This is a genomic window from Pseudomonas sp. GM74, from assembly GCF_000282455.1.
Lineage (GTDB): Bacteria > Pseudomonadota > Gammaproteobacteria > Pseudomonadales > Pseudomonadaceae > Aquipseudomonas.
Genome location: NZ_AKJG01000073.1, coordinates 39808 through 61145 on the forward strand (window position 1 = coordinate 39808; position 21338 = coordinate 61145).

Annotated in this window: 19 protein-coding genes and 1 pseudogene; 14 read left to right on the top strand and 6 right to left on the bottom strand. The window is 58.3% G+C overall.

What is annotated here, in order from left to right:
• The first annotated feature begins 34 nt into the window (after positions 1-34).
• The 10 genes from PMI34_RS12305 to PMI34_RS12260 all read left to right on the top strand — a co-directional run bounded on the left by PMI34_RS12305 (position 35) and on the right by PMI34_RS12260 (position 9459).
• Positions 35-922, top strand: coding sequence for a Dyp-type peroxidase (locus PMI34_RS12305; RefSeq protein WP_008050628.1), 888 nt, complete (start codon positions 35-37; stop codon positions 920-922).
• Positions 923-938: 16 nt separating this feature from the next.
• Complete coding sequence (locus PMI34_RS12300; RefSeq protein ID WP_008050629.1) at positions 939-1907, top strand: Gfo/Idh/MocA family protein; 969 nt, start codon at positions 939-941, stop codon at positions 1905-1907.
• Between the two features lie 154 nt (positions 1908-2061).
• Complete coding sequence (locus tag PMI34_RS12295; RefSeq protein ID WP_008050630.1) at positions 2062-2814, top strand: GntR family transcriptional regulator; 753 nt, start codon at positions 2062-2064, stop codon at positions 2812-2814.
• Entirely contained in the window at positions 2811-4541 is a 1731-nt protein-coding gene (locus PMI34_RS12290) for a fumarate reductase/succinate dehydrogenase flavoprotein subunit (RefSeq protein WP_008050631.1), read from the top strand. The genes PMI34_RS12295 and PMI34_RS12290 overlap by 4 nt, the downstream gene beginning before the upstream one ends.
• Positions 4542-4567: 26 nt before the next feature.
• Positions 4568-4813, top strand: a complete 246-nt coding sequence (locus PMI34_RS12285; protein ID WP_008050632.1) for a 4Fe-4S dicluster domain-containing protein — start codon at positions 4568-4570, stop codon at positions 4811-4813.
• 237 nt (positions 4814-5050) lie between these two features.
• Positions 5051-6457 carry an ABC transporter substrate-binding protein gene (locus tag PMI34_RS12280; protein WP_008050633.1) on the top strand — a complete coding sequence of 469 codons (1407 nt, stop codon included), beginning with the start codon at positions 5051-5053 and terminating at the stop codon, positions 6455-6457.
• 137 nt (positions 6458-6594) lie between these two features.
• Positions 6595-7377 (top strand): ABC transporter permease, encoded by a 783-nt coding sequence (locus PMI34_RS12275; protein WP_008050634.1) that lies wholly within the window; start codon positions 6595-6597, stop codon positions 7375-7377.
• Entirely contained in the window at positions 7377-8225 is an 849-nt protein-coding gene (locus tag PMI34_RS12270; RefSeq protein ID WP_008050635.1) for an ABC transporter ATP-binding protein, read from the top strand. The genes PMI34_RS12275 and PMI34_RS12270 overlap by 1 nt, the downstream gene beginning before the upstream one ends.
• Positions 8222-9184 carry a HEAT repeat domain-containing protein gene (locus tag PMI34_RS12265; protein WP_008050636.1) on the top strand — a complete coding sequence of 321 codons (963 nt, stop codon included), beginning with the start codon at positions 8222-8224 and terminating at the stop codon, positions 9182-9184. The genes PMI34_RS12270 and PMI34_RS12265 overlap by 4 nt, the downstream gene beginning before the upstream one ends.
• On the top strand, positions 9181-9459 hold the full coding sequence (locus PMI34_RS12260; RefSeq protein WP_008050637.1) for a DUF971 domain-containing protein: 279 nt from the start codon (positions 9181-9183) through the stop codon (positions 9457-9459). The genes PMI34_RS12265 and PMI34_RS12260 overlap by 4 nt, the downstream gene beginning before the upstream one ends.
• Positions 9460-9526: 67 nt before the next feature.
• Here the strand turns inward: PMI34_RS12260 and PMI34_RS12255 are convergent, their stop codons facing one another.
• From PMI34_RS12255 to PMI34_RS28795, 5 genes and pseudogenes are all read right to left on the bottom strand, one after another.
• Positions 9527-10246, bottom strand: coding sequence for an AAA family ATPase (locus PMI34_RS12255; protein WP_008050638.1), 720 nt, complete (start codon positions 10244-10246; stop codon positions 9527-9529).
• A gap of 754 nt (positions 10247-11000) precedes the next feature.
• On the bottom strand, positions 11001-12206 hold the full coding sequence (locus PMI34_RS28205; protein WP_008050640.1) for a YcaO-like family protein: 1206 nt from the start codon (positions 12204-12206) through the stop codon (positions 11001-11003).
• A 1-nt stretch (position 12207) separates the two neighbouring features.
• Positions 12208-12999 (bottom strand): SagB/ThcOx family dehydrogenase, encoded by a 792-nt coding sequence (locus tag PMI34_RS28210; protein ID WP_008050643.1) that lies wholly within the window; start codon positions 12997-12999, stop codon positions 12208-12210.
• Positions 12980-13861 (bottom strand): annotated as a pseudogene (locus PMI34_RS29335) (McbB family protein). Before PMI34_RS29335 ends, PMI34_RS28210 begins: the two are co-directional and overlap by 20 nt.
• Before the next feature lie 78 nt (positions 13862-13939).
• Positions 13940-14122, bottom strand: coding sequence for a hypothetical protein (locus tag PMI34_RS28795; RefSeq protein WP_157222727.1), 183 nt, complete (start codon positions 14120-14122; stop codon positions 13940-13942).
• 695 nt (positions 14123-14817) lie between these two features.
• Here PMI34_RS28795 and lexA point away from each other — a divergent pair.
• From lexA to PMI34_RS12225, 4 genes are read left to right on the top strand one after another with little or no spacing between them, the layout of a single operon-like run.
• On the top strand, positions 14818-15435 hold the full coding sequence (gene lexA / locus PMI34_RS12240) for a transcriptional repressor LexA (RefSeq protein ID WP_008050646.1): 618 nt from the start codon (positions 14818-14820) through the stop codon (positions 15433-15435).
• Entirely contained in the window at positions 15435-16052 is a 618-nt protein-coding gene (gene imuA / locus PMI34_RS12235; RefSeq protein WP_008050648.1) for a translesion DNA synthesis-associated protein ImuA, read from the top strand. The genes lexA and imuA overlap by 1 nt, the downstream gene beginning before the upstream one ends.
• 7 nt (positions 16053-16059) lie before the next feature.
• A complete protein-coding gene (locus tag PMI34_RS12230; RefSeq protein ID WP_008050649.1) occupies positions 16060-17475 on the top strand; it encodes a Y-family DNA polymerase in 1416 nt (471 codons plus the stop codon).
• Complete coding sequence (locus PMI34_RS12225) at positions 17451-20549, top strand: error-prone DNA polymerase (protein ID WP_202949456.1); 3099 nt, start codon at positions 17451-17453, stop codon at positions 20547-20549. The genes PMI34_RS12230 and PMI34_RS12225 overlap by 25 nt, the downstream gene beginning before the upstream one ends.
• Before the next feature lie 120 nt (positions 20550-20669).
• Here PMI34_RS12225 and PMI34_RS12220 read toward each other — a convergent pair whose 3' ends face one another.
• On the bottom strand, positions 20670-21332 hold the full coding sequence (locus PMI34_RS12220; RefSeq protein WP_008050652.1) for a flavin reductase family protein: 663 nt from the start codon (positions 21330-21332) through the stop codon (positions 20670-20672).
• Positions 21333-21338 lie beyond the last annotated feature (6 nt).

A 21338-nucleotide genomic window follows, 5' to 3' on the forward strand; every position in this document is an offset into this window, starting at 1 on the left:
GGTTAAACTCCATGCTCTTTTTCAAGGAGTTCATATGAGCCATTACCAGCCGGGCATTCTCGCCACCCCCGTTCCGCCTCAAGCCCGCCATATGTTCTTTGCCCTCGAATCCGCCGAAGCATTGCCGGCTGCACTCGACAACTTGATGCAACTGGTGGACGGGAAATCGGCGGTCGTCGGCTTCGGCGAATCCCTGGTCAAGGCACTGGATGGGCAGATCGAAGGCCTGCGCACTTTTCCGGCACTGGCTGGGGTCGGCGTCGACAATCCGTCGACCCAGCACGCGCTCTGGTGCTGGCTGCACGGTGAAGACCGTGGCGAACTGCTCAACCGCAGCAACGCCATCGCAGCGGCACTGGCCCCGGCGTTGCGCATGGTGCAGATGAACGAAACCTTCCGCCATATGACCGGGCATGACCTGACCGGCTTCGAAGATGGCACCGAGAATCCCCACGACGCAGCCGCCGTGGCCGCCGCCCTGGTGGCTGAGGGCGCGGACGGTACGGTGGGTGGCAGCTTCGCCGCGATCCAGCAGTGGCAGCATGACTTGAAAGGTTTCCATGGGCTGTCGGCGGATGAAAAAGACAACATCATGGGCCGCCGCTTGAGCGATAACGAAGAGATCGACGACGCGCCGGTTTCCGCCCACGTCAAACGCACCGCCCAGGAAAGCTTCGCGCCCGAGGCCTTCGTGGTGCGCCGTTCGATGCCGTGGATCGAAGGCGACCGCGCCGGGCTGATGTTCCTGGCCTTCGGCTTTTCCCTCGATGCCTTCGAAGCCCAACTGCGCCGCATGAGTGGCCTGGAAGACGGCATCACCGACGGTCTGTACCGCATCAGCCGTCCGGTCACCGGTGGCTACTACTGGTGCCCGCCGCTCAAGGACGGTCGACTGGACCTGCGCGCATTGCGCGTCGGCTGAACAGCAAGGAGAGCCAATGAACGTGGTGCGCTGGGGCATGATCGGTTGTGGCAGTGTCGCTGAACGCAAAAGCGCGCCGGCCTTCTACAAGGCGCCCGGATCGGCGTTGGTGGCGGTGATGGGCCGGCGCCTGGAAGCCGTCACCGACTATGCCGAGCGCCACGGCATCGCACGGGTCTACACCGATGCGCAGGCGCTGATCAACGATCCCGAGGTCGACGCGGTGTACGTCGCTACGCCACCCGACAGCCATCATGCCTATGCCTTGCAGGTGGCCGCCGCCGGCAAGCATTGCTGCGTCGAAAAGCCGATGGCGCTGAATGCCGGGCAAAGCCGCGAGATGCAGCAGGTGTTTGCCGATGCCGGGCTGCATCTGTTCGTGTCCTATTACCGACGTTCGTTGCCACGCTTGCGGCAAGTGCGGCAATGGCTGGAGGAGGGGCGGATCGGTGAGGTCCGGCACCTCACCTGGACCCTCACCAAAGCCCCGTCGTCAGCGGACCGGAACGGCATCGATAACTGGCGCACCGACCCGGCGATTGCCGGTGGAGGTTACTTCGCCGATCTGGCCAGCCATGGCCTGGACCTGTTTCAGTACCTGTTCGGCGATATCGTCGAAGTCGCCGGGTTCACCGCACGGCAGGCCGGTTTGTACGCGGCCGAAGATGCCGTCAGCGCCACTTGGCGGTTTGCCAGCGGGGCACTGGGCATGGGCTGCTGGAACTTCGCTGCAGACCGTCGCGAAGACCGGGTCGAAGTGATTGGCAGTACAGGCCGGATCACTTTTTCAGTGTTCGATGAGCACCCTGTCGAGTTGCACGCCGACGAGCACCTCAGCCTGAACATCGAGCATCACGCGCACATTCAGTGGCACCACGTATTGGGCATGAATGCGCATATTCGTGGCGAGGCGCAGCACCCGGCCGTGGCCGAGCAGGCGCTGAAGACCGATTGGGTGATGGACCAGATCCTCAAGCGCCACTGATCCTTCAGACCACACATAACCCCCTGTGGGAGCAAGCCCGCTCCCACATTTGTTCTTGCATCGCGAATCTAACCTTATTCTCAAACAGTATTTCTCAATCCCCACACTGCCTCTCTAAGATCACGTCATAACTCGTTATAACAAGTGATCTGCCATGACCGATAACGTTCTATCCCTGAGCAGCGTCCCGTTGCACACCCAGCTGCGAGATGTGCTGCGCGCCCGTATCCTCGACGGCGAATACCCGCAAGACAGCCAGATGCCTTCCGAAAGCGAGCTTGGCGCGTTGTTCAAGGTCAGCCGCATCACCGTGCGCCAGGCCTTGGGCGATCTGCAAAAAGAAGGGCTGATCTTCAAGATCCACGGCAAGGGCACCTTCGTCGCCAAGCCCAAAACCTTCCAGAACGTCAGCACCCTGCAAGGCCTGGCCGAGTCCATGACCGGTCGCGGCTATGAGGTGATCAACCGCCTGCGCAGCTACAAGTTCATTGCCGCCGACAAGCTCGTCGCCGAGCGTTTGCAGGTCGCCGAAGGCGAGATCGTGGCTCAGATCAAACGGGTGCGCCTGATCAATCGCGAGCCGATTTCCCTGGAAATCACTTACCTGCCCAAGGCCGTTGGAGAGCGCCTGGAAAAAGCCGACCTGGTCACTCGCGACATTTTCCAGATCCTGGAGAACGACTGCGGCCTGACCCTGGGGCACGCCGACCTGGCCATCGATGCGGTACTGGCCGACAGCGACCTGACTCGGGCGCTCAACGTCGAACCCGGCTCGCCGATCATGCGCATCGAACGCCTGACCCACGATATCGAGGGTCGGCCGCTGGACTTCGAACACCTTTACTACCGTGGCGATGCCTTCCAGTACCGCCTGCGGATCGACCGGCAAAAAGGGGAGCAGGCATGACGCGCAGCACGTTGGAGCAGGAATACGACATCGTTGTCATTGGCGGCGGCACGGCCGGTCCCATGGCGGCGATCAAGGCCAAGGAACGCAACCGCGACCTGCGGGTGTTGTTGATCGACAAGGCCAACGTCAAGCGCAGCGGCGCGATCAGCATGGGCATGGACGGCCTGAACAACGCGATCATTCCCGGCCACTCGACGCCTGAGCAATACACCAAGGAAATCACCATCGCCAACGACGGCATCGTCAATCAGGCCGCGGTGTACGCCTATGCCACCCACAGCTTCGAGACCCTCTCGCAACTGGACCGTTGGGGCGTGAAATTCGAGAAGGACGAAACCGGCGACTACGCGGTAAAGAAGGTTCACCACATGGGCGCTTACGTGTTGCCGATGCCGGAAGGGCACGACATCAAGAAAGTCCTGTACCGGCAGCTCAAGCGCGCTCGGGTGAGCATCACCAATCGCCTGGTGTGCACCCGTTTGCTGACGGATGAGGAGGGCGCGGTCAATGGCGTGATGGGCTTCGACTGCCGCACGGCGGACTTCCATGTGATCAAGGCCAAGGCGGTGATCCTCGCCTGCGGTGCCGCCGGACGCCTGGGATTGCCGTCTTCGGGCTACCTGATGGGCACCTACGAAAACCCGTCCAATGCCGGCGACGGCTACTCGATGGCCTATCACGCCGGGGCCGAGCTGGCGAACCTGGAGTGCTTCCAGATCAACCCGCTGATCAAGGATTACAACGGCCCGGCCTGCGCTTACGTCACCGGCCCGCTGGGCGGCTACACCGCCAACAACAAGGGTGAACGCTTCATCGAATGCGACTACTGGAGCGGGCAGATGATGTGGGAGTTCCACCAGGAGCTGGAAAGCGGCAATGGCCCGGTGTTCCTCAAGCTCGATCACCTGGCCGAGGAAACCATCCAGAATATCGAAGAGATCCTGCACAGCAACGAGCGTCCGAGTCGCGGCCAGTTCCATGCCAATCGTGGCACCGACTACCGCACGCAGATGGTCGAGATGCACATCTCCGAGATCGGCTTTTGCAGCGGGCATTCGGCGTCGGGGGTGTGGGTCAACGAAAAGGCCGAGACCTCGGTCAAGGGCTTGTACTCGGCCGGTGACATGGCCGCGGTGCCGCACAACTACATGCTCGGCGCGTTCACCTACGGCTGGTTCGCTGGCAACAACGCAGCGGATTTTGTCGCCGGGCGCGAGTTTTCAGCGCTGGATGCCCGGCAGGTCGAAACCGAAAAACAACGGGTCTACGCACCGCTGGACCGTTTACACGGCCTGCCACCGGCCCAGGTCGAATACAAGCTGCGACGCTTCGTCAATGACTACCTGCAACCGCCGAAAGTGACCAGGAAGATGCAGATCGGCCTGCAACGCTTCAGCGACATCCAGCGTGATCTCGACCAGATCAAGGCCCACAACGCCCACGAGCTGATGCGCGCCATGGAAGTCAGCATGATCCGCGACTGCGCCGAAATGGCTGCCCGGGCTTCATTGTTCCGCGCCGAAAGCCGCTGGGGGCTTTACCACCACCGCGTTGATCACCCGCAACGCAACGACCGCGACTGGTTCTGCCATTGCCACCTGAAGAAAGACGAAAACGGTTTGATGAGCAGTTTCAAGAAAGCCGTCGAGCCTTACATCATCGCGCTGGATGCCGACGAGATGCAGGCCTACGACCGGCTGCGGGTCGGCGCGGATGCCGCCTGAGCATCACCCAAGAGAGAGACCGTGAAATGGCCTATCAAGCCCAGGAAATCTTCTTCCGTTCCAATGCCCCCGTCACCGTCGACGAGGACAAATGCATCGCCCACAAAGGCTGCACCGTGTGCGTCGACGTTTGCCCGATGGACCTGCTGGCGATCAACCCGGCCACGCAAAAGGCCTACATGGCGTTCGACGAATGCTGGTACTGCATGCCCTGTGAAAAGGATTGCCCGACGGGTGCGGTGAAAGTGGAGATCCCTTATTTACTGCGCTGATTGAAAGGACGCCATCGCTGGCAAGCCAGCTCCCACAGGGATTGGTGGTGAACCTTGATTTTGCAGACACCAGAGAAACCTGTGGGAGCTGGCTTGCCAGCGATGAGGCCAGCCCTGACAACCCAAAAAGCCATCCGGCAACCACCGGACGCCTGATTCAAGACACCCCTCGTTTCCCACCACGCCCTGATCGTGGCGGAGACGAACATCCAATAAATGATTCGAGGGGAAACACTCATGAAGTTGCGTGCAGCATTGGCCGGTCTGGTACTGGCTTCATTCACCCTGTCGGCCTCGGCCGAAACCATCCGCATTGCCATCGGCACCCAGGACACCACCATCAACTGCGCCGCCGGCGGATTGTTGATTCGCGAACTCGGGCTGCTGGACAAATACCTGCCCCACGATGGCCCCTACAAGGACGCCACCTACGATGTGCAGTGGAAAAACTTCACCAGCGGCGCTCCCCTGACCAACGAAATGGTGGCCGGCAAACTCGACTTCGGCGCCATGGCCGATTTCCCCGGCGCGTTCAACGGCGTGGCGTTCGAAACGGCAGGCAAGCATAGCCTGTTCATCAGCGTGCTATCGGGCAGCACCAAGGGCAGCGGCAACGGCATCGTGGTGCCAAGCGCATCGGGCGTGCAGTCGCTGGCAGAGCTCAAAGGCAAGACCATCTCCGTACCGTTCGCTTCCACCGCCCATGGCCTGTTGCTGCGCGCCGTCGCGGCCCAGGGCTGGGACCCGCTCAAGGACGTGAACATCATTGCCCAGCCGCCGGAAGTCGCCGGCTCTGCGTTGCAGGCCGGCAAGATCGATGCTCACGCCGACTTCGTACCCTTCGCCGAGCTGTTCCCGAGCCGGGGTTTCGCCCGCAAGATTTATGACGGCTCCCAGGCCGATGCGCCGACCTTCCACGGTGCGCTGGTCGATCAGGCCTATGCGAAAAAATATCCGGAAATCGTCGTCGCTTACCTGCGGGCGAGTATCGAAGCCAACCAGCTGCTGGCGGCTGAGCCGGAGAAATACAGCGAGTTGATCGCCAAGGTCACCGGGGTCGACGCCGAGGTCAATTACCTGTTCCATGGCCCCCTCGGTGTGCAGACCCGCGACCTGAGCTGGAAGCCGGAATATCGCCAGGCCGTCGGCACCGCCATCGATACCCTCAAGTTGTTGAAGAAGGCCGATCGCGGTCTGGATCTCAACACCTTCATCGACGACCAATACATCCGCGCCGCGTTCAAGGCCTCGAACCTGGACTACAGCGCGCAACTTGCGAATTACCAGCAGACGCCGCTCAAGGCCGTCGATGCGGCAAGCGGCAAAGCCATCACGGACTTCAGCCACGTGGCGGAAATCTGGGTGCGTGGCGAGCCGAAGGTTCGTCAATACGCCTCGGCGCAAGCAGCGTTTGCCGCGCTGGCAGCCCTGAAGCAGGAAGGTAAAAACATCCGCGCGGTGTATGCCCAGGCCAGCGACAGCGGGATCAAGTTGCTGGCGGATCAGGCGTGGTTTGCCACTGATGCCAAGGGGCAATTCAATGCGTTCTTGCTCAAAGGCCAGGCCCAACAGTTCGCCACGGCGCAGGGCGGCAAAGTGTTCGACTTCGCCGATGCCACCACACAGGCCGTGGCCGCCCGCTAACAGTCATAACACCGCAATCCCCTGTGGGAGCGGGCTTGCCCGCGATGAGGCCAGACCAGTCGACATCGATGTCGTTTGACCCACCGCAATCGCGGGCAAGCCCGCTCCCACAGGGATCTCGGTTGAGAGGAATAGTTGTGTACCGATCCTATGCACGCTGGATTCCCAGAGCTGCGTCACTGCTGCTCTGCCTGCTGTTCTGGCAACTCGCGGCCAGCCACCACTGGAACCTCGGCCTGGTGACCTTCGCCAATGTCCCTACACCCGTGGCGGTCATTGAAGCCGCCGTCGGCCTCGGTGACTCGGGCAAGCTCGCGCAGCACCTGGGCAGCAGCCTCGGCCGGGTATTCGCCGGTTACCTCGCGGCACTGATCATCGGCGTGGCCCTGGGCCTGGCCGTCGGCCGCTCGAAATGGGCCGAAGACCTCCTGCTGCCGCCCCTGGAAGTGCTGCGCCCGATCCCGGCAGTGGCGTGGATTCCCCTGGCGATCCTGATGTTTCCCTCGTCGGAACTGTCGATGGTGTTCATCACCTTCACCGGCGCACTGTTCCCGATCCTGCTCAACACCGTGCACGGCGTCGAAGGCGTCGACCCACGACTGATCGCCTCGGCGAAAAGCCTTGGGGCAGGGCGCCGGGCAATCCTGCTGGAGGTCGTTCTTCCGGGCGCGGCGCCGAGCATCATCACCGGCCTGGCCATCGGCATGGGCACCTCGTGGTTCTGCCTGGTGACGGCGGAAATGATCTCCGGCCAATTCGGCATCGGCTATTACACCTGGGAGTCTTACACCATCCAGAACTACGCCGACATCGTGGTCGGCATGTTGCTGATCGGCGTGCTCGGGATGGGCAGCAGCCTGTTGATCAAACGCCTGGGCGGACTCTTCACGCCTTGGCATCGACCGCGAGGAAAAGCCTGATGAGCGTTTTTCAACACCTGGAAGGGCGTATCGATATACGCGGGCTGTCCATCAGCCTGGGCGAGGGCCACACGGCTTTCGAAGCGGTGCAGGGCCTTGATTGCCAGATTGAACCGGGCCAGTTCGTGTGCATTCTCGGGCCGTCCGGTTGCGGCAAGTCCACCTTGCTCGGCGCCCTGGCCGGCCACCTGCAACCGCGCACCGGCACGCTCAATGTCGATGGCGCCGCGGTGTCGGGCCCATCGCCACAACGGGGCATGGTGTTCCAACAGCACACGCTGTTTCCGTGGCGCACGGTGCGCGACAACGTGGCGTTCGGCTTGAAAATGCAAGGCATCGGCAAGGCCGAACGGCACAAGGCGGCGGATGAAATCCTCGCCCTGGTGGGCCTCGAAGGCTTTGCCGGGCGCTGGCCCGATCAGCTCTCCGGCGGCATGCAGCAACGGGTGGAAATTGCCCGGGTGCTGGTCAACCGTCCGCGCCTGCTGCTGATGGACGAGCCCTTCGGTGCCCTCGATGCCCTGACCCGACTGAACATGCAGGAACTGCTGCTGGACATCTGGACGCGCATCCGCACCACCGTAGTGTTTGTCACCCATGACATCGACGAAGCGCTGTTCCTCGCCGATCGCTTGCTGGTCATGAGCCCGCGCCCCGGGCGAATCATCGAAGACCTGCGCCTGGACTTCCCCCGGCCGCGCAGCACGGAGCTGGTGACCAGTCCTGAATTCTCGCACCTCAAGCGCCATTGCCTCGAACTCCTGCGCCACGAAGATGGCCGGCAACTGCCGCGCCTGAACCCGCTCGGACTTCCCCCTGAAAACAAACTGCCGCGATTTGCCCTATGACCTCACTATTCGATGTAACCGAGAACGACGACATTCTTGCCCTGCAACCGCGGCTGACCGATGACGACCCCGGCGTGCGCCGGATCGCGCTGATCGAACTGGCCGATCTCGAGGAGCCGGACGGCCTGCAGTGGTTGATCGATCGACTGACCGAAGACCCGATTGCAGAGGTTCGCGCCGAAGCAGCGCGGTTGCTGGAAGCCTGGGAAGACGAGCCCGTGGTCGAAGCGTTGTGCCAGGCCCTGACGGATCCATCCCCGGCGGTGCAGATGGCCGCAGCGCAAAGCCTCAGCCTGCTCAAGAGTGAAGCGGCGGGCCGGGTCATTCTGCCGTGGACCGGGCACGCCGACAGCGGCGTACGCATCGCCGCCTTCAGGGCGTTGCGCGAGTTACGTTGCCCCGATGCCGCCGACGCGGCTGCCCGGGCACTGGACGATGAAAGCGCCAGCGTGCGCCGCGAGGCGGTGGGCGTGCTCGGCTGGCTCAAGCAACTCGATGCCTTGCCGGCATTGGCGCGGTTGGCCAGCGCTGACCCGGACACCGACGTGCGGCGTGCCGCCACCGGGGCGCTGGGCCTGGCGTCTGACGCACAGGTGCTGCCGGCCTTGCGCCAGGCCTTGCGGGACGATGCCTGGCAAGTCCGCGAAGAAGCCGCCACCACCCTGGGCAAGGTCGGCCACCCCGACGCCGGCCCGGCCCTGATCGACGCCTTGGGCGACGATTACTGGCAGGTACGTCTGCGCGCCACCCGCAGCCTCGGCCGCTTGCGTTTTGTGCCTGCGCTCGATTCGCTGATCGACACCCTCGGCCACCGCATCAGCAACCTGCGCAAGGAAGCCGCGTTGGCCCTGGGCGAATTGAACGACCCACGGGCCATCGCGGCATTGCAGGCCACGCAAGACGACGGCGACCCTGAAGTGCGCAAGGCCGTGCGCATTGCCTTGAGTCAACTGCAATGAACCCGCTGGCGATTGGCAATTCCAGCAGCAAACAGCAGTTGCGACTGAACTGGCCCGATGGCCGCGAACAGGTATTGGACCACGCTGAACTGCGTCGCCAGTGCCCGTGTTCGCAGTGCCGGGCGTTTCGTATACGAGGGATGGCGCCGTTGGTGGATACCTGGGTGCGGGTAATCGAACTGAACCCGCAGGGCTATGGCCTGCAACTGGTCTTCAGCGATGGCCATGAACGGGGGATCTATCCGTGGGCGTATCTGGCTGGACTTACCGACTGAATCGAATTCCATTCCTCATCGGGAGTTGTCGCGATCTGCGGCAGCTCCCCCGTGCGCTTCCAGTGGTTTATGTTGCGAATACAGGTTCAGTAACGGCTCGGATAAACGCATCATCCACAGTCTTTACTCCATATTTTTGCATGAACTCACTGCCGTTGTTAAAGCGATTGAAGCGTTGCTGGCTAATCATATAAAAATAATCACAATGGTTAATTACCTCCTCAACATTGTGCGAGGAAACCAGAATGGCGGTGCCCTCCCTGGCAGCGCCGTGAAGACATTGCCAAATATAGTGACGAAATTCTGGATCTACACCGGCAGTAGGTTCATCGAGAATCACAAAGTCTGCAGATATTGAAAGAAGAGAAAGAGTAAAGAACCAGCGTGTCTCTCCGTAGCTGCATAACGATGATTTTTTGTTCCAAGTGTCTTGGTATCGGTCAACTATCGCAGGGCTCCACGCACTTAGTTTTTTCAGGGTTTTATCTTGTGTCATGGGCTCGGTTGATGACAGCGCAGATACCATTCTAAAAATGTCACGCATACGCAGCGGTGGGGGAGTGGAGATGATTTGAGAAAGGTATAAAAAGTGATTGAAGTCGTTTTTTATGAAGCCAGACCTTGCTTTTTTAAGGTCGCAGACGATATCGAAAAAAGTTGTTTTTCCAGATCCGTTGGGCCCCAGAATGCCGACAATGTCGCCTTGAGCAACCTCAAGAGATGCCTGGGTCAAGAGGGGAGTGTCTGTATAGGAGAAGTCAATGTTCTGCGCCGTGAATTTTTTCATCAGTACCGGCTCCATACGGGATTGATTCTTAGGTGTTTGAACGTTTTGTACAGTACAAAAATAAACAAAAGAACTATTGCAGCTGTGATGAGTTTGTTGGATTCAAGGCCTTGTTCCATTATTTGGCTTGCAAGTGTCAGTGGGTTTGCGAGGTTCAAAGCGTCGGTGATGGGGTTTGGTCTGCTGGCACTCATTACTCCGAGGATCAACATGCAGAACGAAAAAATGGAAAGCAAAGTGTTCGAGTTCTGAAAATTGATCGGTAGCAATGAGAAGGCAGCCCCGAGAGCGCAAAACATGATAAAGCAGATGTAGAAGCGTAGTGCGAGATTCAGTAGTTCATCGAGGGCGTAGTTTCCAAATGGAAGCTTGGTCGTTAAGTAAAAGGTTGCGCAATAAGATATTGATATTAGTGAGTAGGCAATGAAGTGCGATAAAAGAAAAATCAGTTTTGATTCCCTGGAATAAATAAATGATCGGGTGAATCCGCTTTCCCTTCTTCCGATTATGTAAAAGGCGAATCCGAATAATGCGACACTTGAAGATATGTAGGCATAAAACCATGCCGAAATCGTAATGTAATTGCTGGAGAAATAGTTTGGGTCTTGCCTGGTTGTTGCAAAAAAATAGAACATTGCACAAGGGGATATCATGATCCAGAAAAAGGCGATGGGTTCTTTTAGTTGTTCTTTGATGAATATGGAGGTTAGGGAGATAGCTCTGGGGCAAATATTCTTAGTCATGATTGATTTCTCTATGGGAATGGAACCATTGTTTCTTTTCTTTCATTGTATATTTCGAGGAGGAATGTGTTTGAATAGTCGTTGATCATATTTATATCTGCTGAGTTGTTCATGTGCATAAATAAAGATGGCGAGGTAAATTTGCAAAATGTGTAGTTAGCTCCATCTATTCGAGTTGTTTTTATGTAGAGGTATCCTTCGAGGTTCTTGTTTCTCAAGCTTTTAATCAAGTTTTCAGTGTCCAGTTTGCAAGTTTGGCTTTTTTTGCGTGAGGTGTGTGGGTAGTAGTTTGGTTGTGACGTGATTTCCTCAAATGTTTTATAATGGTTGCACTTTGCGAAGTGGCGGATATAAGGGTCCTTGAGAGAGTCTGGGTTGCCGTGAAAAACGCTAAATAAATTCATGAATCGAAATGTTTGCCATAACTCCAGGATTGACTTGTTCAATGCTTCCGCTCGATTTTCTGAATAAGACATTCCTGCGCAGTAGTGAACGTTTCTATTGGGGTCATTGTTTCCGTAAACTGTTAGTAGGCATACTCCTGGAAAATCATCATCAGAGATGTCTATTGTTAATAGTTGTCCTGATTTTGTCAGTGCGTTGAATAGGCCATATGAAGGGAGCGTTTTTATCGCAGTTGATATCTCGGCTGGTTTGATCGTTCCTATGCATTGCTTAGTTAGCCAGAATCGAGTGAGAAATTGACGCTCTAATGATTCTTTAATAGAGCCAAGAACGGCAAGTTCTGGATTCCAATGAAAGCTGCATCCACAAGTGTCACGACTCGGGTAGATATTGTCGTCGTCGCTGTTGTGGTGGGTCAGAGAGATACATACAGTAGGAATTGAGCAACATGAAAAATCAGAAATACGTATGGCGGAGTTCATGTTAAATTTGCGACTTGCCAGGTTATCTAGGTTTGTGTTTTTCGCAGCGGTTTGACTGAACGCTTTGATGAAGTTTTCTACCTCTTTTGGCGTAAGACCATTCTCTAGGGGCGAAAAGCTGTCGGGTAATATTTCTAAATAGAAGTGACGTCTCTCGAAGTATTCGCCCAAGGCGGTTTTTATTGATGTTGAGCTTGTGCCTATCCCTGAACCTATTGAGTTCCATTGATCGCCAATTTCCGAGCAAAAAGGGAAGTCGAAAATACATGGGGGCTGGCACCACATTTCCGCAGGTAGTGAGGGATCATTGCTGTAACTTGAAATTTTCAATTTAGCCTCCTATCAAGTGTACACATGCAGGAAAAAATAGAGTTGGATTTAATCCAATGGCCTTGCACAGCATGTTGTCGGTGTACCCAGACCATTGACGGCTTTTGATGTTTAATTGTTTGCACTGAAGATCAACTAACATATATATTGATCCGGTTTCCATTAGCGCTAATCTGTATCCGCGATAACGATATTTGAATAGCGTTTTTGGCATATACATTACATAAATTATAGCCAGACTAGGATTTCCAATTTTGCTTCCTGCGGGCAAAATAGCCTCTTTTATTACACTGGTGTCGTAACTTCCCTGGATTATTTCAAATTTTCTTGAGTGTGGTAGTAGGTGTAAAATTTTTTCCGGGCACGGCCATGTATTTTTTGGTGAAAGGGAGCAACAGAATATTTCTACTGAATATAGTGCTCCTGCACTAGGGTATCCTCTTTTATGAGTGTTTTCGCCAATGCTTAATAGTGGGCTGATTAATTGCTTTATCGACTCGAATGTTATGTCTCGATCGTCGAAAAATTCGCATGATTGATTTCGATGTAAAGGGCTTGTAGGCTCCAGTGCTTCGAGTTTTACCCCTTCCGTAGTGATATCCATGTCGGGATATAATTGCAGTTCATTACCTGTTAGGTCTGAAAGTAGCTGTGGTGGAAGGTCGTGCAGTAAGGAAATATTTTTAACGCAGTCATGGATGGTGAAGTTGCCTTTGTTGTGGAATTCCAAGGTGTCCTCGATGACTTTCTGGTCGAGAAATTTCAGATAGTAATCATGTGGGATATTTTTCATGTTTAGATCTCAGGCAGGTACAGGAATGCCAGTGGGGAGTCAACTCTTCCGTAATCAGTCCGTTGTTTAAATCTATAGTCATCGATGCAAGAGAGTTGTCTTGATATCTGAAGCCTTGATTATGCTCCGTATGAAGCTTGATTTTTTTTATCAGAGTACCTAATGCTAGGTTTCTCTGTAACAGGCTTAAGTTTTGCGCAGGCATAGTAATGTTTTGGTCAACGCAGAAATTCAACAAGGCAGACCAGGTATTTCGACTTTCGTTGATCTTTTCATAGTTCAATTGCCTCTCTACAAGGCAAAAATGACAGGCATTTCCAATGTTGGGAATGTATGGTTGACTTATGCGAAAAATATCCCCGCTTAAGTATGCTATTGAGATGGCACTGTTTGGAGACGAATCTGCTAAACAAAAGTATAGATTTTTAAGTTTCTAATAATTATATTGCATGCAGACTATTTTAATTAGAAATGCATTGTCTCGGGCTCGGTCAACTAAGGATTCCAAGTCGTTCACTATTTCGTGATCGAATTTTACCTCTTGATCAATGAGTGCTTTGAATTCTTCTCGGTTGCTCCAGTCATGTGCTATTAATACTTTTTTGAAGTATATCTCCGATGGTTGATTTTTTAGTCCTATGGCGAGGTTCAAGAATGTATAGGTTTCTTTTATAGGTAGTTTTTGGGCGGATACTATTTTGTCGAATAGCGCTTTTGGTATCCTAGATGGTTGTTGTTTTTTTAGTTCTTGCAGTACGATTAATAGTTTTTTTGAGTCGGTTTTTGATGCGCCATTGGTAGATATGATTAGTGATTCATTAGGTAGGCTTATAATGTCAAATTCTGAAAATATCAGTTGCATTTATCTCCTCCTAAAGGATCTTTCGCTTTGAAAGATCCTTTTAGCCTGGGAAGCTAGTAAGTAGTTTTATTATCGGTTTCAACTACATACTTCTACAGCCACCGGTGCCACCACCGCCAGTGCCTCCTGCTCCGCCACAGCCACCATTTCCTCCACCACTACCACCGCTGCATCCGCCACCCCCACCACATCCACCGCTGCCCCCGCAACCTCCTGCACCTCCAGAGCCACCAGCGACTTGCGGATTGGGGTTTGATCCAACACTATTTCTAAAATTGAATAGCACTTTTCCAAGTTCGTTGTTTTTCATTTTGTTTTTACTCGTTGTGTTTACCACTCGGTATTAAGTGGTGCTGCAAGAATTAGTTGATTTTATTGTTGGGTGCAAGCGAGAGAGTTTTGTGTTGTGGGGGAATTCCTGCATGTTTTAAAGATGCGTCCTACATGATGTTCGGAACCTTAGTGGTTTGGTTTGGTTTTGGTGAGGTTTATTTCTAGTGTGGATCTGTGGAATTCCTTTTTGAAACTGTGTTTTAGTTTTCGGAAAGCAGAAATGATCTTGCTGTGCTGAGTAAAATATTTCTGTAGGAGTAAATGTGCGTTTTGTACTTTTTTTATGGTTTTTTATTTACTTCGGAAGCTATTTTTTTTAAAAAATCGACGAACGGTAGGCCTTGTTTTTTGATCGTCCGTTTTGTTCGAGTAGGGAGCGCTGGGCTTTACGTCTGCGGGTTATCGAGTTGCACTCGCAGGGGATGGCCTGCAACTGGTCTTCAGCGATGGGCATACGGGGGATTTCCCCGTGACCCTATCTTGCCGGACTCCCTGGCTGAACCGGCCTCCTGTAGGAGCTGCCGCAGGCTGCGATCTTTTTGCTCTGCTCTCAGGAGATCGCAGCCTCGTTTCACTCGACAGCTCCTACAAGTCCTTGCCAGGAAAAAACCAAAAGAGTACAAATGTACTCCATGACGACTCTGACTCCCCGCCGTACCGCCATCCTGACCTTCATCCGCGATCGCATCGCCGAGCACGGTCAGCCTCCGAGCCTCGCTGAAATCAGCGAGGCGTTCGGTTTCGCCTCCCGCAGCGTGGCGCGCAAGCATGTGCTGGCGCTGACCGAGGCCGGGTTTATCGAGGTCAACCCGCATCAGGCCCGGGGCATACGCCTGCTCGGGCAGCCGCCGCGTCCCGAGTTGCTGGACATCCCGGTACTTGGCCGGGTGGCGGCCGGTGCGCCGATCGGTGCCGATGCCGAGGTGCACAGCCGTTTGCTGCTCGATCCGTCGATCTTCTCGCGGGTGCCGGACTACATGTTGCGGGTCCGGGGCGATTCGATGATCGAGGACGGCATTCTCGACGGCGATCTGGTGGGCGTGCACCGTAACCCCGAGGCGCTCAACGGCCAGATCGTCGTGGCGCGGCTCGACGGTGAAGTCACCATCAAGCGCTTCGAGCGGCTCGGCGATGTGGTTCGCCTGCTGCCGCGCAACCCGGCCTACCAGCCGATCATTGTGAACGCCGATCAGGACCTCGCCATCGAAGGCGTGTTCTGTGGCCTGGTGAGGCAAGGCTGATGGGTGCCGTCGTTGCGCTGGATACGCTGTTCAATGGCGGCCAGGTCTGGAAGGGCCGGCCTGCGCCACCGGCCGCCAGCCCGCAACCCACCGGGCATGCTGCACTGGACGCGGCATTGCCCAGCGGCGGCTGGCCTGAGGCGGCGCTGACGGAAATCCTGCTGGCCGGGCAGGGCGTGGGCGAGTTGCAACTGGTGTGGCCGACGCTGGCACGGCTGTCGGCGGCGGGCGAACGCATCGTGCTGGTGGCGCCGCCTTATGTGCCGTATCCCCAGGCGTGGCAGGGCGCCGGGGTCGATCTGCGTCAGCTGTCGATCATCCGGGCCAGCGAGCGCGATGCGCTGTGGGCCGCGGAGCAATGCCTGCGTTCGGGCAGTTGCGGCGCGGTGCTGTGCTGGCCGCACAAGGCCGATGACCGCGCCTTGCGCCGCTTGCAGGTGGCGGCGGAAACCGGCCAGACCCTGGCCTTCGCCTATCGCCCCCTCGGTGAAGCGATCAACCCTTCGCCGGCGGCCTTGCGCATTGCCATCGATGCCCGGCCGGCACAACTGCGCGTGCTCAAGTGCCGTGGCGGCCTGGTCCGTTCGGCACCGATTGCCTTCGCCGTGGGGCATTGAGGTTGCCATGCGCTGGGTCTGTATTCTTTTCCCGCAATTGGCGCTGGACGCGGTACTGCGTCAGCGCGCCGATCCCGATGAACCCCTGGCGTTGCTGACTGGCCCGGCCCAGCGCCGGGTGCTGCAGGCTGTCAACGGCGCGGCGCGGGCGCTGGGTTTGCGTCCCGGTCAGTCCATGAGCGCGGCACAGGCCTTGAGCAAAGGTTTTGTCACGGCCGAATACGACGCCGCTGAAATCGAACACTGGCAGCAGTTTCTCGCCGCCTGGGCCTATCGTTTCAGTTCCCAGGTCAGCGTGCATTACCCCCGGGCCGTGGTGTTCGAGATCGAATCCAGCCTCGGCCTCTTCGGCGCCTGGCCGCAATTCGAAGCGCTTTTGCGCCGTGAGCTCGGCGAACTGGGGTTTCGGCACCGCATCGTGGCCGCGCCCAATCCGGTGGCGGCGCGGGTGCTGGCCAACGCCTATGACGGCTTGGTGGTGCCGGACGATCAAGCCTTGCAGCATCATCTGGGGCAAATGCCCGTTGACCGGATCGGCTTGGAAGCACCGGTCGCCACGGCCTTGTCGCGCATGGGCCTGCGCACCTTGAGCCAGGTGCAGGCGCTGCCCCGGCATAGCCTGGCCCGGCGTTTCGAGGCCCAGGTGCTCAAGCATCTGGATGCCCTGTCGGGGTTGCGGCGGCTGGCGCTGGCGTTCTACCTGCCGCCGGACCGCTTCGATGTGCGCATCGAGCTCAATTTCGATGTGCAGTCCCATCAAGCCTTGCTGTTTCCGTTGCGCCGGTTGACGGGCGATCTGTCGGCGTTCCTGTGCGGTCGCGACAGCGGCGTACAGCGTTTCGACCTGCATCTGGAACACGCCGGGTTGCCGGACACGCTGATCAAGGTCGGCCTGCTCAGCGCCGAGCGGGATGCGGCGATGCTCTTCGAACTGGCCCGAGGGCGGCTGGAGCAGGTCCAGGTCGAGGCACCGGTGCGCGGCTTTCGCTTGCGCGCCGAGGATTTGCCGACCTTCGTGCCCCAGCATCAGGCACTGTTCGACGATCGCCCGCAGCAGTCCTTGCCCTGGGAGCAATTGCGCGAACGCCTGCGTGCACGGCTGGGGGATGACGCGGTGCATGGCTTGCGCTTCCAGGCCGATCACCGCCCCGAGTGTGCGTGGCAGGCCCGTGCCGACAGCCAGCCCTGCGCGGTGCCGGCCGCGGTGAAACGGCCGGGCTGGCTGCTGACTGAACCGCTGGCCGTGCATCAGGGCTCGGCGCGCATCCTCATGGGGCCGGAGCGTATCGAGTCCGGCTGGTGGGACGGCGACGACGTACGCCGCGACTATTACCTGATCGAAACCCGTGCCGGCCAACAGGGCTGGGCCTACCGGGCGGTCGGTGAGGACGGCCCGCTGTGGTTGCAGGGCTGGTTCGCATGAGCAGCGACTATGCCGAACTGCACTGCCTGTCGAACTTCAGTTTCCAGCGCGGTGCCTCCAGTGCCCTCGAGCTGTTCCAGCGCGCGAAAAAACAGGGTTACCAAGCTCTGGCGATCACCGACGAATGCACCCTGGCGGGCATCGTGCGTGCCTGGCAAGCGGCAAAGTCCGTGGAGTTGCCGCTGATCATCGGCAGTGAAATGCGCATCGAGAACGGTCCGAAACTGGTGCTGCTGGTGGAGAGCCTCGAGGGCTATCAGGCGCTGTGCCGATTGATCACCCGTGCCCGGCGCCGCACGCAAAAAGGCCAGTATCAGGTGCTGCGTGAAGACTTCAGCGAACCTTTGCCGGGATTGCTGGCGTTGTGGGTACCGGACGCTGTCGATGCCTTTGAACAGGGCCGGTGGCTCAAGCAGGTCTTCGCCGAGCGCCTGTGGCTGGCGGTGCAGTTGCATCGCGGTCAGGACGATGCCCAGCGTCTGGATGATCTGCTGAGCCTGGCCAGGGCGTTGCGCATTGCGGCCGTGGCCAGTGGCGATGTGCACATGCACGCTCGCGGCCGGCGCGCCTTGCAGGACACAATGACCGCGATCCGTCATCACCTGCCGGTGGCCGATGCCGGGTTGCGCCTGCATCCCAACGGCGAACGCCATCTGCGCGGCCTGGACGTGTTGCGGGCGCTTTATCCACCAGAGTTGCTGGCCGAAACGCTGAGCATCGCCCGGCGTTGCACCTTTGATCTTGGTCAGTTGCGTTACCAATACCCCCGCGAACTGGTGCCGCAAGGGCACTCGGCCACCTCGTGGCTGCGTCATTTGACCGAGGAAGGCATCGAGTGGCGCTGGCCAAAAGGGCCGAAAAGCGAAGTGCTGGTGCAGATCGACAAGGAGCTGCAACTGATCGCGGAACTGGGCTATGAAAGCTATTTCCTGACGGTCCACGACATCGTCCGCTTTGCCCGCCAGCAACAGATTCTTTGTCAGGGTCGTGGTTCTGCCGCTAACTCGGCCGTGTGTTTTGCCCTGGGGATCACCGAAATCGATCCGGATCGCACCACGTTGCTGTTCGAGCGCTTCCTGTCCAAAGAACGTAACGAACCGCCGGACATCGACGTCGATTTCGAACATGAACGCCGCGAAGAAGTCTTGCAGTACGTGTTCCAGCATTATGGCCGGGCCCGCGCTGCGCTGACGGCGGTGGTCAGCACCTATCATGCGGCCGGTGCGGTGCGTGATGTGGCCAAGGCCTTGGGCTTGCCGTCGGACCAGATCAACGCCCTGGCCGATTGCTGTGGTCACTGGAGCGATGAAATGCCGCCCGTTGAACGCCTGCGCGAGGGCGGTTTCGACCCCGAGAGTCCGGTGCTGCACCGGGTGCTGAGCCTGACGGGGCAGTTGATCGGCTTCCCCCGGCATTTGTCCCAGCACCCCGGCGGTTTCGTGATTTCCGAGCAGCCGCTGGACAGTCTGGTGCCGGTGGAAAATGCCGCCATGGCCGAGCGCACCATCATCCAGTGGGACAAGGATGACCTCGACGCGGTCGGTTTGCTCAAGGTCGATATCCTGGCGCTGGGCATGCTCAGCGCGATTCGCCGATGTTTCGATCTGCTGCGCCGGCACCGGGGTCTGGACCTGAGTCTGGCGACCATCCCGTCCGAGGATGCGGCCACCTACGAGATGATCGGCCGGGCCGACACCATCGGCGTGTTCCAGATCGAGTCCCGGGCGCAGATGTCGATGTTGCCGAGGCTCAGGCCCAAGACCTTTTACGATCTGGTGATCGAGGTCGCCATCGTTCGGCCGGGGCCGATCCAGGGCGGCATGGTGCACCCGTACCTGCGGCGACGGAACAAGGAAGAGCCGGAGGCGTATCCGTCGCCGGAACTGGAAGTGGTGCTCAAGCGCACCCTCGGCGTGCCGCTGTTTCAGGAACAGGTGATGCAGATTGCCATCGTCGCCGCCGACTACAGCCCCGGCGAGGCCGACCAGCTACGCCGCTCCATGGCCGCGTGGAAACGCCACGGCGGGCTAGAACCGCACAAGGAACGGCTGGCCGCCGGCATGAAAAAAAACGGCTACACCGCCGAATTCGCCGCGCAGATCTTCGAGCAGATCAAGGGCTTTGGCAGCTACGGTTTTCCCGAGTCCCACGCGGCCAGTTTTGCCTTGCTGACCTACGCCAGTTGCTGGTTGAAATGCCACGAGCCGGCGGCCTTCGCCTGTGCGCTGATCAACAGTTGGCCGATGGGGTTCTACAGCCCGGACCAGATTCTGCAGGACGTTCGGCGTCATCATTTGCAGGTTCGCCCGGTGGACGTGCGCGCCAGTGACTGGGATTGCAGCCTGGAGCCGATCGCCGGTGCGCAACCGGCGATTCGCATGGGGCTACGCATGATCAAGGGCTTTCGCGAGGACGAGGCCCGACGCATCGAAGCGGCACGCTCCAAAGGCGCGTTTGCCGACATCGCCGACCTGGGCGAACGGGCGCGACTCGATGCCCGCGCCCAGGAGCAACTGGCCGATGCCGGTGCGTTACGTGGCCTGGCCGGCGACCGGCATCGGGCACGTTGGGAAGTGGCCGGGGTACAAAAGCAGTTGGGTCTGTTCGCCGGCGTGCCGAGCCAGGAGGAGGACGCGGTGTCGTTGCCAACGCCCACCGTCGGTGAGGACCTGCAAGCCGATTACGCCAGCGTCGGCACCACCCTCGGGCCGCATCCGTTGGCCCTGTTGCGCGGTGAGTTGAAGGCCCGGCGCTGCCGCAGTTCGAAGGAGTTGCTGGACGTCGAGCATGGTCGGCCAGTCAGTGTTGCCGGGCTGGTCACCGGCCGACAACGCCCGGCCACCGCCAGCGGTGTGACCTTCGTCACCCTGGAAGACGAGTTCGGCAACGTCAACGTGGTGGTGTGGCGGGACCTGGCCGAGCGGCAGCGCCAGGTGCTGGTCGGCTCGCAGTTGCTCAAGGTCGATGGGCGTTGGGAGAAGGAGGGGGAGGTCCGGCATCTGATAGCCGGACGGTTGAGTGATCTGAGTTCGTTGTTGGATGGCATTACTGTGCGCAGCCGGGATTTTCACTAACGCTGCAACTCCTGTGGGAGCGAGCTTGCTCGCGATAGCGGTGTATCAGACACGTTAATATTGAATGTGCCGACGCCTTCGCGGGCAAGCCCGCTCCCACAGGTTTTGTGCAGCAGCGGCTTACTTGGTCAGCGGCCAGAACCGCTCGCCGCCCCCCGGCGCATCCGTCCAGGCTTGCAACGAGCGTGTCGGCAGATCGAAGTAATCCCGCGTGCGCGCATAGCCATGCCCGCCCATGCGTCCGATCGCATCCAGCCCCAACTGATCGATGTACAGGGTTTTCGGGTCGATCAGTTCGTCCCGCACGTGGGCCATCAGCACTTCGCCAAAGATGATCTCCCGGGATTGGCCGATGGACAGCGCCATCATCCGCCGGCACTCCAGCGCCACCGGGGCTTCGCCGATGCGCGGGCATTTGACCGTGGTGCCGGGGATGGCGGTGAGGCCAGCGGCGGTCAGCTCATCGAAGCCGGGGGCGAAGGGCACGGCGCAGACGTTCATGGCTTCCACCAGGGCATCGCTGACGATGTTCACGGTGAATTCCTGGTTGAGCTGAATGTTGCGGGTGGTGTCCTTGGGGCTTTGGTCGCCGTAGTTTTCCACGCCCAGGGCGAGGATGGGCGGGTCGGCCGACAGTGCATTGAAAAAGCTGAACGGCGCGGCGTTGATCCGGCCTTCGCCATCGACGGTGGTGACCAGCGCAATAGGGCGGGGCACCACACTGCCGATCAGAATCTTGTATTTGTCCCGCGGACTCAGTTGGCTGAAGTCGAAGCTTTGCATGGGCAG

Bases quoted from the DNA above. Each gene is read 5' to 3' on its own strand.
- PMI34_RS12305 (WP_008050628.1), top strand. From the start codon at position 35: ATGAGCCATTACCAGCCGGGCATTCTCGCCACCCCCGTTCCGCCTCAA.
- PMI34_RS12300 (WP_008050629.1), top strand. From the start codon at position 939: ATGAACGTGGTGCGCTGGGGCATGATCGGTTGTGGCAGTGTCGCTGAA.
- PMI34_RS12295 (WP_008050630.1), top strand. From the start codon at position 2,062: ATGACCGATAACGTTCTATCCCTGAGCAGCGTCCCGTTGCACACCCAG.
- PMI34_RS12290 (WP_008050631.1), top strand. From the start codon at position 2,811: ATGACGCGCAGCACGTTGGAGCAGGAATACGACATCGTTGTCATTGGC.
- PMI34_RS12285 (WP_008050632.1), top strand. From the start codon at position 4,568: ATGGCCTATCAAGCCCAGGAAATCTTCTTCCGTTCCAATGCCCCCGTC.
- PMI34_RS12280 (WP_008050633.1), top strand. From the start codon at position 5,051: ATGAAGTTGCGTGCAGCATTGGCCGGTCTGGTACTGGCTTCATTCACC.
- PMI34_RS12270 (WP_008050635.1), top strand. From the start codon at position 7,377: ATGAGCGTTTTTCAACACCTGGAAGGGCGTATCGATATACGCGGGCTG.
- PMI34_RS12265 (WP_008050636.1), top strand. From the start codon at position 8,222: ATGACCTCACTATTCGATGTAACCGAGAACGACGACATTCTTGCCCTG.
- PMI34_RS12260 (WP_008050637.1), top strand. From the start codon at position 9,181: ATGAACCCGCTGGCGATTGGCAATTCCAGCAGCAAACAGCAGTTGCGA.
- PMI34_RS12255 (WP_008050638.1), bottom strand. From the start codon at position 10,246: ATGAAAAAATTCACGGCGCAGAACATTGACTTCTCCTATACAGACACT.
- PMI34_RS28210 (WP_008050643.1), bottom strand. From the start codon at position 12,999: ATGAAAAATATCCCACATGATTACTATCTGAAATTTCTCGACCAGAAA.
- lexA (WP_008050646.1), top strand. From the start codon at position 14,818: ATGTACTCCATGACGACTCTGACTCCCCGCCGTACCGCCATCCTGACC.
- imuA (WP_008050648.1), top strand. From the start codon at position 15,435: ATGGGTGCCGTCGTTGCGCTGGATACGCTGTTCAATGGCGGCCAGGTC.
- PMI34_RS12230 (WP_008050649.1), top strand. From the start codon at position 16,060: ATGCGCTGGGTCTGTATTCTTTTCCCGCAATTGGCGCTGGACGCGGTA.
- PMI34_RS12220 (WP_008050652.1), bottom strand. From the start codon at position 21,332: ATGCAAAGCTTCGACTTCAGCCAACTGAGTCCGCGGGACAAATACAAG.